At 71.2% G+C, this 16,186-nt stretch carries 11 protein-coding genes; 9 read left to right on the top strand and 2 right to left on the bottom strand.

The window, feature by feature from the left end; translation table 11 throughout:
- The first annotated feature begins 69 nt into the window (after positions 1–69).
- On the top strand, positions 70–3,084 hold the full coding sequence (gene uvrA / locus ABD346_RS07545; protein WP_344373240.1) for an excinuclease ABC subunit UvrA: 3,015 nt from the start codon (positions 70–72) through the stop codon (positions 3,082–3,084).
- Between the two features lie 571 nt (positions 3,085–3,655).
- Here the strand turns inward: uvrA and ABD346_RS07540 are convergent.
- Positions 3,656–4,546: a carbohydrate kinase family protein gene (locus tag ABD346_RS07540; RefSeq protein ID WP_344373238.1), complete on the bottom strand. Its 891-nt coding sequence runs from the start codon at positions 4,544–4,546 to the stop codon at positions 3,656–3,658.
- Positions 4,547–4,705: 159 nt separating this feature from the next.
- Here ABD346_RS07540 and ABD346_RS07535 point away from each other — a divergent pair, with 159 nt between their 5' ends.
- Positions 4,706–5,134, top strand: a complete 429-nt coding sequence (locus tag ABD346_RS07535) for a Rieske (2Fe-2S) protein (RefSeq protein WP_344373236.1) — start codon at positions 4,706–4,708, stop codon at positions 5,132–5,134.
- A gap of 24 nt (positions 5,135–5,158) precedes the next feature.
- Here ABD346_RS07535 and ABD346_RS07530 read toward each other — a convergent pair whose 3' ends face one another.
- Complete coding sequence (locus tag ABD346_RS07530) at positions 5,159–6,082, bottom strand: hypothetical protein (RefSeq protein WP_344373234.1); 924 nt, start codon at positions 6,080–6,082, stop codon at positions 5,159–5,161.
- A 238-nt stretch (positions 6,083–6,320) separates the two neighbouring features.
- Between ABD346_RS07530 and ABD346_RS07525 the strand changes: the two genes are divergently transcribed.
- From ABD346_RS07525 to ABD346_RS07495, 7 genes are all read left to right on the top strand, one after another.
- Entirely contained in the window at positions 6,321–6,929 is a 609-nt protein-coding gene (locus ABD346_RS07525) for a papain-like cysteine protease family protein (protein WP_344373232.1), read from the top strand.
- Between the two features lie 5 nt (positions 6,930–6,934).
- Positions 6,935–7,753 carry a hypothetical protein gene (locus ABD346_RS07520; RefSeq protein ID WP_344373331.1) on the top strand — a complete coding sequence of 273 codons (819 nt, stop codon included), beginning with the start codon at positions 6,935–6,937 and terminating at the stop codon, positions 7,751–7,753.
- A gap of 268 nt (positions 7,754–8,021) precedes the next feature.
- Positions 8,022–10,067 carry an excinuclease ABC subunit UvrC gene (gene uvrC / locus ABD346_RS07515; protein ID WP_344373230.1) on the top strand — a complete coding sequence of 682 codons (2,046 nt, stop codon included), beginning with the start codon at positions 8,022–8,024 and terminating at the stop codon, positions 10,065–10,067.
- Positions 10,064–11,008: an RNase adapter RapZ gene (gene rapZ / locus ABD346_RS07510; protein WP_053729330.1), complete on the top strand. Its 945-nt coding sequence runs from the start codon at positions 10,064–10,066 to the stop codon at positions 11,006–11,008. The genes uvrC and rapZ overlap by 4 nt, the downstream gene beginning before the upstream one ends.
- Entirely contained in the window at positions 11,005–12,027 is a 1,023-nt protein-coding gene (locus tag ABD346_RS07505) for a gluconeogenesis factor YvcK family protein (protein WP_053729331.1), read from the top strand. Before rapZ ends, ABD346_RS07505 begins: the two co-directional genes overlap by 4 nt.
- Positions 12,018–13,007, top strand: coding sequence for a DNA-binding protein WhiA (gene whiA / locus ABD346_RS07500; RefSeq protein ID WP_053729332.1), 990 nt, complete (start codon positions 12,018–12,020; stop codon positions 13,005–13,007). The genes ABD346_RS07505 and whiA overlap by 10 nt, the downstream gene beginning before the upstream one ends.
- Positions 13,008–13,169: 162 nt before the next feature.
- The gene (locus ABD346_RS07495; RefSeq protein WP_344373228.1) at positions 13,170–16,118 is read left to right on the top strand and encodes a M14 family metallopeptidase; all 2,949 of its coding nucleotides are present in this window, start codon (positions 13,170–13,172) and stop codon (positions 16,116–16,118) included.
- Positions 16,119–16,186 lie beyond the last annotated feature (68 nt).

Here is a 16,186-nt window from a genome sequence, read left to right as displayed (position 1 = left end):
CGTCCCCCCATACCCTGGGACGGGGGCTCCTGGAGCTCCCTCGCTCTCTCTAGAAAGGTGCGGACCGGCGTGGCCGACCGTCTCATCGTCCGTGGCGCGCGCGAGCACAACCTGAAGAACGTCTCGCTCGACCTGCCGCGCGACTCCCTCATCGTCTTCACCGGGCTCTCGGGGTCGGGCAAGTCCTCCCTCGCGTTCGACACGATCTTCGCCGAGGGGCAGCGCCGCTACGTCGAGTCGCTCTCCTCGTACGCCCGCCAGTTCCTCGGCCAGATGGACAAGCCGGACGTCGACTTCATCGAAGGTCTCTCGCCCGCCGTCTCCATCGACCAGAAGTCGACCTCGCGCAACCCGCGCTCGACGGTCGGCACCATCACCGAGGTCTACGACTACCTGCGTCTGCTCTTCGCCCGCATCGGCAAGCCGCACTGCCCCGAGTGCGCCCGCCCGATCTCGCGCCAGTCGCCGCAGGCCATCGTCGACAAGGTGCTCGAACTGCCCGAGGGCAGCCGCTTCCAGGTGCTCTCGCCGCTGGTGCGCGAGCGCAAGGGCGAGTTCGTCGACCTCTTCGCCGACCTCCAGACCAAGGGCTACAGCAGGGCCCGGGTCGACGGCGAGACCATCCAGCTCGCCGAGCCGCCCAAGCTGAAGAAGCAGGAGAAGCACACCATCGAGGTGGTCATCGACCGCCTCACGGTGAAGGACGGCGCCAAGCGCCGCCTCACCGACTCGGTGGAGACCGCGCTGGGCCTGTCCGGCGGCATGGTCGTGCTCGACTTCGTCGACCTGGCGGCCGACGACCCCGAGCGCGAGCGGATGTACTCGGAGCACCTGTACTGCCCGTACGACGACCTCTCCTTCGAGGAGCTGGAGCCGCGCTCCTTCTCCTTCAACTCGCCGTTCGGCGCCTGCCCCGACTGCACCGGCATCGGCACCCGCATGGAGGTCGACCCCGAGCTGATCATCCCGGACGAGGACAAGTCCCTCGACGAGGGCGCTGTCTCGCCGTGGTCGCTCGGCCACACCAAGGACTACTTCGCCCGCCTGGTCGGCGCGCTCGCCGAGGAGCTGGGCTTCCGCACCGACATCCCGTGGGCCGGGCTTCCGCAGCGCGCCAAGAAGGCGCTCCTCCACGGCCACAAGACGCAGATCGAGGTCCGCTACCGCAACCGGTACGGGCGCGAGCGGGCGTACACCACCTCCTTCGAGGGCGCGGTGCCGTTCGTCAAGCGGCGCCACTCCGAGGCGGAGAGCGACGGCGCCCGTGAGCGCTTCGAGGGCTACATGCGCGAGGTGCCCTGCCCCACGTGCGAGGGCACGCGCCTCAAGCCCCTGGTCCTCGCGGTCACCGTGATGGAGCGGTCCATCGCCGAGGTCTCCGCGATGTCGATCAGCGACTGCGCGGACTTCCTGGCCGAGCTCAAGCTCAACAGCCGCGACAAGAAGATCGCCGAGCGGGTCCTGAAGGAGGTCAACGAGCGGCTGAAGTTCCTGGTCGACGTCGGCCTCGACTACCTTTCGCTCAACCGCGCGGCCGGCACCCTCTCCGGCGGCGAGGCCCAGCGCATCCGGCTCGCCACCCAGATCGGCTCCGGCCTGGTCGGCGTGCTCTACGTCCTGGACGAGCCGTCGATCGGCCTGCACCAGCGCGACAACCACCGCCTGATCGAGACGCTGGTCCGCCTGCGCGACATGGGCAACACCCTGATCGTCGTCGAGCACGACGAGGACACCATCAAGGTGGCCGACTGGGTCGTCGACATCGGCCCGGGCGCCGGTGAGCACGGCGGAAAGGTCGTCCACAGCGGCCCGTTGAAGCAGCTGCTCAGCAACAAGGAGTCGATGACCGGCCAGTACCTGGCAGGCAAGAAGTCGATCCCGCTGCCCGACATCCGGCGGCCCATGGACCCCACGCGCCGGCTCACCGTGCACGGCGCCAAGGAGAACAACCTCCAGGACATCGACGTCTCGTTCCCGCTCGGCGTGCTGACCGCCGTCACCGGAGTCTCCGGCTCGGGCAAGTCGACGCTGGTCAACGACATCCTGTACACGCACCTGGCCCGCGAGCTGAACGGGGCGCGCAGCGTGCCCGGCCGGCACACCCGGGTCGACGGCGACGACCTCGTCGACAAGGTCGTGCACGTCGACCAGTCGCCCATCGGCCGCACCCCGCGCTCCAACCCGGCGACGTACACGGGCGTCTTCGACCACGTCCGCAAGCTGTTCGCGGAGACCATGGAGGCGAAGGTCCGGGGTTACCTCCCCGGCCGGTTCTCCTTCAACGTCAAGGGCGGCCGCTGCGAGAACTGCTCCGGCGACGGCACCATCAAGATCGAGATGAACTTCCTGCCGGACGTGTACGTCCCGTGCGAGGTCTGCCACGGGGCGCGCTACAACCGGGAGACGCTGGAGGTCCACTACAAGGGCAAGTCCATCGCCGAGGTGCTCGACATGCCGATCGAGGAGGGCCTGGAGTTCTTCGAGGCCGTCCCGACGATCGCCCGTCACCTGCGGACGCTGAACGAGGTCGGGCTCGGGTACGTCCGGCTCGGGCAGTCCGCGCCGACCCTGTCGGGTGGCGAGGCCCAGCGTGTGAAGCTCGCCTCCGAGCTGCAGAAGCGGTCCACGGGGCGGACGGTGTACGTGCTCGACGAGCCCACCACCGGGCTGCACTTCGAGGACATCTCGAAGCTGATCAAGGTCCTTTCCGGGCTTGTCGACAAGGGGAACTCGGTGATCGTCATCGAGCACAACCTGGACGTCATCAAGACGGCGGACTGGGTCGTCGACATGGGTCCCGAGGGCGGCAACGGGGGTGGCCTGGTCATCGCCGAGGGCACGCCCGAGCAGGTCGCCTCGGTGCCGGCCAGCCACACGGGCAAGTTCCTGCGGGACATTCTGGGGGCGGACCGGATCAGCGACGCGTCTGTTCCGGTACGGAAGCCGGTGAAGAAGGCGGCGGCGAAGAAGGCGGTTTCTGCGGCGAAGGCCGCGCCTGCCAAGAAGACGGCCTCTGCTCGGACGGCCTCCGCGGCCAAGAAGGCGGCGCCGGCGAAGAAGGCGACCCGGGCTCGCAAGGCGTGAGTCCCCCTCCCCGCCCCTTCCCGAGACCCTCCGGGGGTTGGGAAGGGGCGAGGGAGGATTCGGTTCCCTGGGGTTCCGCCCCAGACCTGGGGGAGCTTGCCCTCCCGCCTGCGCGTGACGGGGTTGAGAGGGCGCCCCGGCTCCTCAAGGAGTTGCCCGCCCGCCCGCGCGTGCAGGCGGGTTGAGAAGGCTGAGCCCTGGGGCTCCGCCCCAGACCCCCCTGAGGGCTCCGCCCTCTAGACCCCCACGAAGGGCTCCGCCCTTCGACTCCGGCGGGGGAGCTCCCCGCACCCCAGCAGAGGCACCCCGTCGACCGCACGAAGGGCTCCGCCTCCGGACTCCGGCAGGGCTCCCCTCACCTCGGTCCTGCACGAAGGGCTCCGCCCTCGGACCCTGGCTGGGGCTTCGCCCTCGCGACCCTGGCGGGACGCCCCCGCACCCGCTTCGCGGGCTCCCCTCCCGTACCCCGTCCCGGGACCCGCTCCTCAAGCGAGCCGGGTTTGCAGTCGGGGAACGGCTTGCCCCGTGCGTCCCGGAAGGGCGTTGGAGGTCGCCCCCCCCGGCGGCCCCCTCAGACCCTCCCCACCTCCTCCGCCGTGGGCGGCTGCGCTCCCTCCCTCTCGCAGGTCAACGCCGCCGCCCTTGCCGCGTAGCGCAGGATCTCCGGCCAGTTCGCCGAGGCCAGGGCGTTCAGGTCCGGGAGGCGGTGCAGCAGCGCGGCGTTCACCGTGTCGCCCGCGCCGATCGTGTCCGCCACCCTCACCCGCTCGGCGGGGACCGTGTGCTCGGCTCCCTCCGCCGTGTACGCCGTCAGGCCCGCCGCGCCCCGCGTCACCACCACCGCCTCCGGGCCGGCCGCCAGCCATTCCTCCACCGCGCCGCCCAGCCACTCCGCGTCCTCCTCCGAGAGTTTCAGGAGGGACACGTACGGCAGCCAGCTACTGAAGCGGGTTCGGTAGGCGTCCGGGTCCGGGATCAGACCGGGGCGGATGTTCGGGTCCAGGAGAGTGAGGACGCCTCTGGCCGACTCCCTCCGGAGCAGCGCCTCGTACGCCGTCGCGCCCGGTTCGAGTACCAGGGAGCAGGTGCCCAGTGCCAACGCGCTTGCAGGGGAAGGGAGTTGTGGAGGCAGCTCGAAGAGGCGGTCAGCGGTGCCGTCCGCGTAGAAGCTGTAGCGCGCGGAGCCGTCCGGCGCGAGGCTCGCCACCGCCAGCGTCGTCGGCTCCGGGCCGCGCTGCACCAGGGACGTGTCCACCCCGGCCGAGTGCAGCCCGCCCAGGAGGGCCTCGCCGAAGCCGTCCGTGGAGACCCGGGAGCAGAAGGCGGCCCCCGCGCCGAGCCGGCCCAGGGCGACCGCGGTGTTGTACGGGCCGCCACCCGGGCGTGGAGCCAGCGGCCCCAGCGGATCCTCGGGGCGCTGCGGCACCAGGTCGATGAGGGACTCTCCGGCGACGACGATCACGGCCCAGAACGTAACCCATCCCACGCCCGCTCCGGCAGCCCCGGCGAAGGGCGGGCGATCTGCGCCGGTATCGTCGATACGCAACCCGGGTCGGTTGCGCGCGACGACCGCGTCGGCCGCGCAGGCGACCGACCGAGACCAGTGATCAGTGGAGTACCCATGACCGGCCAGCCCGCCGCCCGTCGCACCGTGCTGAAAGGCGCCGCCCTCGCCGGGGCCGCGGGGGTCGGCGTGGCCGCCTGCTCCACCGACTCCAAGCTCGGCCACGCCGAGACGCCGACCCCGACCGCGCCCGAGCCGCTCGGCTCGCCCGACGCGGTCCCGGTCGGCGGCGCCAAGCTCTACCGCGAGCAGCGGGTCATGGTGTCCTGCCCGGCGAAGGGCGAGTACCAGGCGTTCAGCGCCCAGTGCACGCACGCCGGCTGCCTCCTGGAGAAGATCGAGGACGGCCACGCGAACTGTCCCTGCCACGGCAGCCGCTTCAACGTGATGACCGGCAAGCCGGTCCAGGGCCCGGCCACCGTGCCGCTGCCCAAGGTGCCGGTGAAGGTCAAGGACGGCCAGCTGGTGGCCGGCCCCGACGCCTGACCCCCGGCCCGACCTCCCAAGACCTCACTCCCAGTCCCAGTCGATCCCCAGGATCCCCGGCCGCACCCCCTGCTCCACCAGGTGCACCGAGCGGTGCCGCCCGCTGAGGGTGAGATCGCTGCGGCCGGAGCGGGTGGCGCCCGTGGAGGTCTGGGCGAAGCGGCGGCAGCGGGCCGGCAGGGCCCGCTCGTCGAACCGCACCTGAAGGACGTACTGGCCCCCCGCGAAGGCGAAGCCCCGCACGTACTCCCGGCTCGGACCGCCCGTACCGTCCTCGAAGCCGTATCCGAACAGATACGTCTCGCCGGCCCGCAGCCGGGTGTCGAAGAGCAGCTCGGCGACCAGGACCCCGCTGGCGGTGTCCCAGCGGACGCGGCCGGTGCGGCAGTTCTCGCCCGCGCGCACCTCGACCCGGGCCGGATCGCAGCCGGCGTCCCCGCGGTGGATGGCCAGATAGCGGTCGATGCCGTCGCGGTGGGCCCGTACGACGTGCTGTGAGTCGCGGCCGCGCAGTTCCCGGTCCGCGCCGATACGGATCCGCTCGTGGTGGCCGACGGTGTGCAGGCCGCCGTCCACCGGGGACTCCAGCTCGCCGATGAGCTGCTCCACCACCCCCGACGCCTCGACGAGTGAGCGGTAGGAGCGCCCGGCGGGCCGCTCGACGTCGGCCGCCGAAGTGTCGTCGAGGAGGCGCAGCAGGGAGTTGGCGGGCAGGCCGAGCACCTCTTCCAGGCCGCGCACGGCGCGCAGCGACTCGGGCCGCTGGGGCCTGCGCGCCCCCTGCTGCCAGTAGCTCAGGCTGGTCACGCCGACCTTGATGCCGCGCCCGGCGAGATGGTGCTGGACCCGCTGGAGCGGCAGGCCCCGGACGGACAGGGCGGCGCGCAGCGCCAGGTGGAACGGGCCGGTGTGCAGCACCTGCGCCAGATCGGCCTCGGTGTGGAGCATGGGGGACTCCTCAGTGAACGTTCACGGTGGGGGGTGGGCGCGAGGCGGCGTCAGGTCGGGGAAAACCTGGTGGCGGCAGGGGAGTTGTTCACATTCCGGCCACGTCGTTCACACCCGCGTCCCACCCCGCATTGAAGCGCGTTGACCTGTTCTCGACAACGTCCGATGCTCAACCGCAAGCGTCCGGACGCGATCCTCCACCATCCCCAACCCCCCACCCCGCCATGGGAGGAACGCGATGCGCAGCAAGAAGAGACGGCTGTCCGCCCTCACCCTCGTGGTGGCGGCTCTGTTTGCCGCCCCCACGGCAACGGCCACCGCCGCCCCGCACAGTGACAAGCCGGTGCCCGCCGCAGCCGCCGCGGCGAGCTCCAAGAAGCTCAACATCACGATGCAGGCCCAGCAGAAGGACAACTGGTGCTGGGCCGGGAGCGGCAACACCATCGCCACCTGGTTCGGCCGCAACTACACCCAGAACCAGTTCTGCAACGCGGCCTTCGGCCGGGCGCAGGGCTACGACTGCCCCAACTGGCAGGCGGACCTGGGCAATGTGCAGAACGCCCTGGACTGGGCGGGCATCAACTCGGGCTCGTACGTGACCGGTTGGCTGCGTTACTCGACCGTACAGACCGAGATCAACAACAACCGCCCGATCGAGACCCGCATCCAGTGGTCCAGCGGCGGCGGTCACATGCACGTCGTGTACGGCTACGACGACGCGAGCAGCTGGGTGTACTGGGGCGATCCCTGGCCCTCCAGCACCCGCTACAACTGGGCGTCGCACGCCTGGTACGTCAACAACAACTCCTTCTCCTGGACCCACTCGCTGTACCGGATCGGGGCGTGACGACGATGAAGTTGACCCGCCTCGCACCCGCCGCACTGGCCGCGGCCCTCATCGGCCTCGCGGCCCCGCACGCCTTCGCCGACCAGGCGCCGCTCGCCTCCGCCGAGTCGAAGGCCGCGGCCCACCGGGCCGCGTCCGCCCCCGCCACCCTCGACACGCTCTCCCGCTTCTTCGCGCGGGACGGCAAGGTGGCGCTGAAGGCCGCCGCCCCGCACATCGAGGGCGACGCCGTGCCCGTCTACGCGCTCTCCCCGCAGTTCGTGGCGGGGAAGGCGGGCGCCCCCGTCGCACAGCTGGAATACCTGGCCTCCACGGCCGTCTCCTCGGACGGCCAGAAGGCATCGCTGTGGACGGTTCAGCAGGGCTCCGCCTGGACGGTGGTCAACATAGCCACCGGCGACGACGAGTCCCGTTACGCCGCGGCCGGGGCCGCGAAACTCCCCGGCGGCACCGTGTTCCAGGAGCCGCAGATCAACGCCTGGTACGTCGAGAAGGGCGACAAGGTGCTGCCGCTCGACGAGGACGCCGTCAAGGCGATCGGCGCGAACGGCACCACGCTCGCGGCCTACCAGAAGCGCGTCGCCAAGGCATACGGCGACAAGCTGCCGGGCTCGGCCTACGACAGGTCGGGCAAGGCGGGCGGCTACGCGGAGACGGCCGAGGAGACCAGGGCCCAGGCCGCTCAGGCCGCGGCCGTCGCCGAGGGCGACACCACCTCCTCGACCGCGGTGTCCGCCGTGGCCGGGGCGGGCGCGGCGCTCGCGCTCGGGCTGCTCGGCACGGCGGCGCTGCGCAGGCGCCGCCGCCTCGGCGGGCGGGCGTAGCACCCTTGAGGCCGGTGCGGGGGCCGATGGCGCGCCCCCGCACCGGCCGCCGGTCGCCCGCGGACCGTGGTCGCTTCTCGCTCCCCCAAGTTCTCGGCTTCGCTCGAACAGGGGGACCCCCATCGCGGCGAAGTCGCACCGTGCCGCAGCCCCACGCCCCTGCCGGGACTGGTGCCGGCTCGCACAGGGTCGGGGCGAGCCCCGGCGTTCGGCGGGGGGACGCCCCGGGGACGCCGGGTTGTCAGCCCCCGCCAGTAGGGTGGTGGGCATGGCAGACCCCTCCAGCTACCGCCCCAAGCCGGGACAGATCCCCGACTCGCCGGGGGTCTACAAATTCCGCGACGAACACCGCCGGGTGATCTACGTCGGGAAGGCGAAGTCCCTGCGCCAGCGCCTCGCCAACTACTTCCAGCCGTTGACGAGTCTGCACCCGCGCACGGCCACGATGGTCACCACGGCCGCCTCCGTGGAGTGGACCGTCGTCGCCACCGAAGTGGAGGCGCTGCAGCTCGAATACTCCTGGATCAAGGAGTTCGACCCCCGCTTCAACGTCAAGTACCGCGACGACAAGAGCTATCCGTACCTCGCGGTGACGATGAACGAGGAGTTCCCGCGGGTCCAGGTCATGCGCGGCGCCAAGAAGAAGGGCGTGCGCTACTTCGGTCCGTACGGGCACGCGTGGGCGATCCGCGAGACCGTCGACCTGATGCTCCGCGTCTTCCCCGTACGCACCTGCTCGGCGGGCGTGTTCAAGCGCTCGGCCCAGATCGGCCGGCCCTGTCTGCTCGGCTACATCGGCAAGTGCGCGGCCCCCTGCGTCGGCCGCGTCACCCCCGACGAACACCGCGAACTGGCCGAGGACTTCTGCGACTTCATGGCCGGCCGTACGGGGACGTACCTGCGCCGCATCGAGCAGCAGATGATGGCCGCGGCCGAGGACATGGAGTACGAGCGGGCTGCCCGCCTCCGCGACGACGTAGAGGCGCTCAGGAAGGCCCTGGAGAAGAACGCGATCGTCTTCAACGACGCCACCGACGCCGACCTCATCGCGGTCGCCGAGGACGAGCTGGAGGCGGCCGTCCAGATCTTCCACGTGCGCGGTGGCCGGGTCCGCGGCCAGCGCGGCTGGGTCACCGACAAGGTGGAGGCCGTCGACACCGCGGGCCTGGTCGAGCACGCGCTCCAGCAGCTGTACGGCGAGGAGACCGGCGACTCCGTACCGAAGGAGGTCCTGGTCCCGGCGCTCCCCGAGGACGCGGAGGCGGTGAGCGGCTGGCTCGCGAGTCGGCGCGGCTCGAACGTCTCGCTGCGCATCCCGCAGCGCGGCGACAAGAAGGCCCTGATGGTGACGGTCGCGCGCAACGCCCAGCAGGCCCTCGCGCTGCACAAGACCAAGCGCGCCTCCGACCTGACGACCCGCTCGCGGGCCCTGGAGGAGATCGCCGCGGCCCTGGACCTGGACAGCGCGCCGCTGCGCATCGAGTGCTTCGACATCTCGCACCTCCAGGGCGACGACGTCGTCGCGTCCATGGTGGTCTTCGAGGACGGTCTGGCCCGCAAGAGCGAGTACCGGCGCTTCCAGATCAAGAGCTTCGAGGGCCAGGACGACGTCCGGTCCATGCACGAGGTGATCAGCCGCCGCTTCCGGCGCTACCTGGCCGAGAAGGTGCGCACGGGGGAGTGGGTCGAGGAGGAGAGCCAGGAGGGCGCCGAGGTGATCGGCGCGGAGCCCGGCGGGCTGCCGGCCGCGGTGTCCGGCGAGGTGTCCGCGCTCCAGGAGGAGGACGGGCGGCCCAAGCGGTTCGCCTACCCGCCGCAGCTGCTCGTCGTCGACGGCGGGCAGCCGCAGGTCGCCGCAGCCAAGCGGGCCCTCGACGAGCTGGGCATCGACGACATCGCGGTGTGCGGCCTGGCCAAGCGGCTCGAAGAGGTCTGGGTGCCCGAGGAGGACGACCCGGTGGTGCTGCCGCGTTCCAGTGAGGGGCTCTACCTCCTCCAGCGGGTGCGTGACGAGGCTCACCGGTTTGCCATCACCTATCAGAGGGCCAAACGGACGAAGCGCTTCAAGGCGGGCCCGCTGGATGCCGTGCCCGGCCTCGGCGACACCCGCAAGCAGGCTCTGATCAAGCATTTCGGCTCGGTGAAGAAGCTCCGGTCGGCGACAATCGACGAGATCTGCGAGGTCCCCGGCATAGGCCGCAAGACGGCCGAGACCCTGGCCGCGGCCCTCGCCGAAGCGGCCCCGGCCGCGCCCGCCGTGAACACGGCGACAGGAGAGATCATTGAAGAGGACGACGGGGGCAGCACGACATGACCGAGCAGCACGAAGAAGACCGAGAAGCGGGAGTACACGTGAGTACGGGCACGACGATCGAGGCCGGCGGGGCCGATGCGCCCATCCCCGAGCTGGTGATCATCTCCGGTATGTCCGGCGCCGGGCGCAGCACCGCCGCCAAGTGCCTGGAGGACCTCGGCTGGTTCGTCGTCGACAACCTGCCGCCCGCGCTGATCCCCACCATGGTGGAGCTCGGCGCCCGCTCCCAGGGCAACGTGGCGCGCATCGCGGTCGTCGTCGACGTGCGCGGCCGGAGGTTCTTCGACAACCTCCGCGAGTCGCTCGCCGACCTCGACGCCAAGGAGGTCACCCGGCGGATCGTTTTCCTGGAGTCCTCCGACGACGCCCTGGTGCGCCGTTTCGAGTCGGTGCGCCGCCCGCACCCGCTGCAGGGCGACGGCCGGATCGTCGACGGCATCGCCGCCGAGCGCGACCTGCTGCGTGAGCTGCGCGGCGACGCGGACCTGGTGATCGACACCTCCAGCCTCAACGTCCACGAGCTGCGCGCCAAGATGGACGCCCAGTTCGCCGGCGACGAGGAGCCGGAGCTGCGCGCCACCGTCATGTCGTTCGGCTACAAGTACGGCCTGCCGGTCGACGCCGACCTCGTGGTCGACTGCCGCTTCCTGCCCAACCCGCACTGGGTGCCCGAGCTGCGTCCGTTCACCGGTCTGAACGAGGAGGTGTCGGGCTACGTCTTCAACCAGCCCGGCGCCAAGGAGTTCCTCGACCAGTACAGCGAGCTGCTCCAGCTGATCGCGACGGGCTACCGCCGCGAGGGCAAGCGGTACGTGACGATCGCGGTGGGCTGCACCGGGGGCAAGCACCGCTCGGTCGCCATGTCCGAGAAGCTCGCCGCGCGCCTGGCCTCCGAGGGGATCGAGACCGTCGTCGTCCACCGGGACATGGGGCGCGAGTGAAGGTGTACCGCCGGCGCACCGCCGGACCGGTGCTGCGCACCGGCCGCAAGCGGGGCGCCCAGCCCAAGGTCGTCGCACTCGGCGGCGGCATGGGCCTGTCCGCCTCGCTCGCCGCGCTGCGCCGCATCACCGGCGACCTGACGGCCGTCGTCACCGTCGCCGACGACGGCGGCTCCAGCGGCCGCCTCCGCGACGAGCTGGGCGTGCTCCCGCCGGGTGACCTGCGCAAGGCCCTCGCGGCCCTGTGCGGCGACGACGACTGGGGCCAGACCTGGTCCCGCGTCATCCAGCACCGCTTCCAGTCCAAGGGCGACCTGCACGAGCACGCGGTGGGCAACCTCCTGATCGTCGCCCTGTGGGAGCAGCTCGGCGACCACGTGCAGGCGCTCGACCTGGTCGGCAAGCTGCTCGGCGCCCAGGGCCGGGTCCTGCCGATGTCGGCCGTCCCGCTGGAGCTGGAGGCCCTCGTACGGGGTCACGATCCGGAGCGTCCCGACGACGTGGACACCGTGCGCGGCCAGGCCACGGTGGCGCTCACGCCCGGCGAGGTGCTCTCCGTGCAGCTCGTCCCGCACGACCCGCCGGCCGTCCCCGAAGCGGTCGCCGCGGTGCTCGACGCGGACTGGGTGGTGCTCGGGCCGGGCTCCTGGTTCTCCTCCGTCATCCCGCATCTGATGGTGCCCGAACTGCTCGACGCGCTCACCGAGACCAAGGCCCGCAAGGTCCTCTCGCTGAACCTCGCGCCACAACCGGGTGAAACCGATGGCTTCTCTCCGCAGCGTCATTTGGAGGTTTTGGGACGACACGCCCCTAAACTCGCCTTCGACGTGGTGCTGGCCGACGAGGCCGCCGTGCCCGACCGGGGGAGCCTGACCGATGCCGCCAAACGGCTCGGAGCCGAGGTCGAGCTGGCGCCCGTGGCCAGGCCCGATGGTTCTCCGAAGCACGATCCGGAGCTGTTGGCCGCCGCGTACGACCGTATTTTCCGGATGCATGGAAGGATCGGCCCATGGCGATGACGCCGGCGGTGAAGGACGAAATTTCCCGGCTGCCCGTCACCCGGACCTGCTGCAGGAAGGCGGAGGTCTCGGCGATTCTTCGGTTCGCGGGCGGGCTGCACCTGGTGAGCGGCCGCATTGTGATCGAGGCGGAGCTGGACACCGCGATGGCGGCACGCCGGCTCAAGCGGGACATTCTGGAGATCTTCGGGCACAGCTCCGAGCTGATCGTGATGGCTCCGGGCGGCCTGCGCAGAGGCTCGCGCTTCGTCGTACGGGTCGTGGCGGGCGGCGACCAGCTGGCCCGCCAGACCGGGCTCGTCGACGGCCGCGGCCGTCCCATCCGCGGCCTGCCGCCCCAGGTGGTCTCGGGGGCCACCTGTGACGCCGAGGCCGCCTGGCGCGGCGCGTTCCTGGCACACGGCTCGCTGACCGAGCCGGGCCGCTCCTCGTCCCTGGAGGTCACCTGCCCGGGCCCGGAGGCGGCCCTCGCCCTGGTCGGCGCCGCCCGGCGGCTCCAGATCGCGGCCAAGGCCCGCGAGGTGCGCGGCGTGGACCGGGTGGTCGTCCGCGACGGCGACGCCATCGGCGCCCTGCTCACCCGCCTCGGCGCGCACGAGTCGGTGCTGGCCTGGGAGGAGCGGCGGATGCGCCGCGAGGTCCGCGCCACCGCCAACCGCCTGGCCAACTTCGACGACGCCAACCTGCGCCGCTCGGCCCGCGCGGCCGTCGCCGCCGGGGCCCGCGTCCAGCGCGCCCTGGAGATCCTCGGCGAGGAGGTCCCCGAGCACCTCGCGGCGGCCGGCCGGCTGCGCATGGAGCACAAGCAGGCCTCCCTGGAGGAGCTGGGCGCGCTCGCCGATCCGCCGCTGACCAAGGACGCGGTCGCGGGCCGGATCCGCCGCCTGCTCGCGATGGCCGACAAGCGGGCCCAGGACCTGGGGATCCCCGGGACCGAGTCCAACCTGAGCGAGGAGATGGCGGACGGCCTGGTCGGCTGATCCCGCCCGTTGCTCAACTCGCTTGTCCCGGCGCCCATTTGGTGGGCGCCGGTTCCGTTTCGGCCCGTACCGGTGCGCAGCACCACGGTATTGACATGATCATGGAGAGTCATGAGCCTGGCGTCTGTCCACTTTCGTGGCAGACAACTGCAAGGGGGGCTCATGAGACGCAGAGCGAGAGCGATCCTCGCCGCTGCATCACTGCTGACGGCCGGACTGGTGGCGGCACCCGTCGCCCAGGCCCGTCAGAGCGGAGCGGACGGCGAGGGCATCGTCGTCTGGAACGCCCAGGTCAGCCGCGCACAGCTGCCGCTGCTCCTGGAGGCCGGTGCCGACGCCCAGGAGCTGGGCGCCCAGCTGCCCGCCAAGGGCTCGGCCGGAGTCGAGCTGTACCTCACCAAGACCCAGGCCGCGGCGCTGAGCGGCAAGGGCGTGAAGCTCACTGAACACAAGGTCTCCGCCCAGGCCCAGAGCCGCCTCAAGGCCGCGGGCGACGGCGTCTTCCGCCCGTACAGCGGCCCGAACGGGCTGAAGCAGGAGATTCTCGACACCGGCAAGGCCAACCCGTCCCTCACCAAGGTCGAGTCGATCGGCAAGACCGTCGACGGCCAGGACATCCTCGCCGTGAAGCTCACCAAGGGCGCCAACAAGTCCAGGGACGGCTCCAAGCCCGCCACGCTGTACATGTCCAACCAGCACGCCCGCGAGTGGATCACCCCCGAGATGACCCGGCGGCTGATGCACTACTACCTCGACAACTACGGCAAGGACCCGCGGATCACCAAGATCGTGGACTCCACCGAGCTGTGGTTCGTGATCTCCGCCAACCCGGACGGCTACGACTTCACGTTCACCCCCGGCAACCGGCTGTGGCGCAAGAACCTCCGCGACAACAACGGCGACGGCAAGATCACGCCCGGCGACGGCGTCGACCCCAACCGCAACTTCCCCTACAAGTGGGGCTACGACAACGAGGGTTCGTCCCCCGATCCGGCGAACGAGACCTACCGCGGCCCGAGCGCGGGCAGCGAACCCGAGACCAAGGCGCTCGACTCCTTCGAGAAGCGGGTCCACTTCAACTACGCCATCAACTACCACTCCGCGGCCGAACTGCTGCTTTACGGAGTCGGCTGGCAGGTCGCCACGCCGACCCCGGACGACGTCATCTACAAGTCGCTCGCGGGCACCCCCGACAAGCCGGCCATCCCCGGCTACCTCTCCGAGGTCTCCTCCGCGCTCTACACCACCAACGGCGAGGCCGACGGCCACGCGGCGAACGTCAACGGCACGATGATGTTCACCCCCGAGATGTCGACCTGCACGACCGCATCCAATGTCGACCCCAACGACGAGTGGAACGCGGCCGACTGCCCCTCCGACTTCAACTTCCCCGACAGCGAGAAGCTGATCCAGGGCGAGTTCCAGAAGAACATCCCCTTCGCGCTCTCGGTCGCCGAGACCGCCGCCCACCCCGACCAGCCCTCCTCCTCGGTCGGCATCGAGGCCCCCGACTTCACGCCGGACGCCTTCGCCACCTCGTACACCCGTGACGACGACCAGGAAGTCGCCGTCACCGCACGCAAGTCGGTGCGCGACAAGACCCTCAACTACCGCATCAACGGCGGCCGTACGCACACCGAGGAGCTGGAGCCCTGGAAGGGCGGCCAGGTCTACGGCGGGCACGACAACCTCCGCTTCGACCAGTACCGCGCCAAGGTCGAGGACGCGGACGCCGGTGACAAGGTAGAGGTGTGGTTCACGGGCCGGACCGCCGCGGGCAGGCGGACGGCCAGCACGCCCTTCACGTACACCGTGGCCGACCGGCCCAAGGCGGACACCCTGGTGCTCGCCGACGAGGGCGGCACCGCCCCGGCCAAGAACGCCGCGCTCTACACCAAGGCGCTCGCCGACAACGGCAAGAAGGCCGCGGTCTGGGACGTCGCCACCCAGGGCACCCCGAGCGCGCTCGGCGTGCTCGGCCACTTCAAGAACGTCGTCTGGTACACCGGCGCCGCCCAGCCGGCGGCCGCCACGATGTTCGCCGTACGCGACTTCGTCAACGAGGGCGGCAAGCTGGTCAACGCGGGTGAACAAGCGGGCGGCAGCGTCGACTTGGGCGGTGGTGCCCTGTCCGACGACTTCTCGCAGTACTACCTCGGCGCCTACAACAAGGCCGGCCTCAAGTCCCCGCCCGCCTTCGCCGGCACCGGACGGCTCGCCGGGGCCAAGGCCTCACTGGCCGCCGCCCCCGGCAGCCCGCTGACCGCGGCCGGTGCGTACACGGTGACCTCCGACACCCTGAAGCCGAGCCAGTTCCCGCAGTTCACGAGCGAAGCCGCCGGTGACTACCCCGGGGTCCGCAGCCCGTTCGAGCCCGCCGAGGGCTCCTGGTTCGCCGCGGCCAAGCACCGGGACAACTCCTACATGCGGCTCGCCCGCACCGTCGACCTGACGGGCACGACGGCCAGTGTCAGGCCGAGCCTGGACTTCCAGCTCAGCTACGACACCGAGCCCGGCTACGACCAGGTGATCGTCGAGGCCCACACGGTCGGACAGGACGACTGGACGACCCTGCCGGACGCCAACGGGGGCAGCACCACCAGCGTGCCCAGCCAGTGCGACCAGGGCTTCCTGCTCAAGGAGCACCCCTTCCTCGCGCACTACCTCACGCTCGGCTCGCCCGCCTGCACGGCGAGCGGCACCAGCGGCGCCTGGAACCGCTTCACCGGCTCCTCCAACGGCTGGCAGCAGGTCGCCGTCGACCTCAGCGCGTACGCGGGCAAGCAGGTCGAGGTCGCCGTCTCCTATGTCTCCGACCCGGGCACCGGAGGTCTCGGCGCGTTCGTCGACGACACCCGCCTCGTCGTCGGCGGCACCGCCCAGGGCGCCGAGGGCTTCGAGACCTCGCTCGGCCCCTGGAGCGTGCCGGGACCGCCGGCCGGGAGCCCCGGGAACAGCGGCGACTGGGCCCGGTCCCAGGCGCTGTTCCACTCCTCGGCCGCCGTCACCACCCGCAACACCGTCCTCCTCGGCTTCGGACTGGAGAACGTGCCCACGGCCGCCGACCGCAAGCAGGTCATGGGCACGGCGCTCAGCGCACTGCACCGCTGACGCCGCGTAGTGGGGCCGAAGGTCCCTTGAGGTCCGTACCCGCAGGTAGGTACGGGCCTCGGGCCTGC

Source organism: Streptomyces mauvecolor (assembly GCF_039532965.1).
GTDB classification, from domain to species: Bacteria; Actinomycetota; Actinomycetes; order Streptomycetales; family Streptomycetaceae; genus Streptomyces; species Streptomyces violascens.
This window is presented reverse-complemented; position numbering and strand designations above follow the sequence as displayed.

What these genes read in the sequence shown, in the direction of transcription:
- ABD346_RS07535 (WP_344373236.1), top strand. Translation starts at nt 4,706, where the DNA reads ATGACCGGCCAGCCCGCCGCCCGTCGCACCGTGCTGAAAGGCGCCGCC.
- ABD346_RS07520 (WP_344373331.1), top strand. Translation starts at nt 6,935, where the DNA reads ATGAAGTTGACCCGCCTCGCACCCGCCGCACTGGCCGCGGCCCTCATC.
- whiA (WP_053729332.1), top strand. Translation starts at nt 12,018, where the DNA reads ATGGCGATGACGCCGGCGGTGAAGGACGAAATTTCCCGGCTGCCCGTC.
- ABD346_RS07525 (WP_344373232.1), top strand. Translation starts at nt 6,321, where the DNA reads ATGCGCAGCAAGAAGAGACGGCTGTCCGCCCTCACCCTCGTGGTGGCG.
- ABD346_RS07495 (WP_344373228.1), top strand. Translation starts at nt 13,170, where the DNA reads ATGAGACGCAGAGCGAGAGCGATCCTCGCCGCTGCATCACTGCTGACG.
- uvrC (WP_344373230.1), top strand. Translation starts at nt 8,022, where the DNA reads ATGGCAGACCCCTCCAGCTACCGCCCCAAGCCGGGACAGATCCCCGAC.
- rapZ (WP_053729330.1), top strand. Translation starts at nt 10,064, where the DNA reads ATGACCGAGCAGCACGAAGAAGACCGAGAAGCGGGAGTACACGTGAGT.
- ABD346_RS07530 (WP_344373234.1), bottom strand. Translation starts at nt 6,082, where the DNA reads ATGCTCCACACCGAGGCCGATCTGGCGCAGGTGCTGCACACCGGCCCG.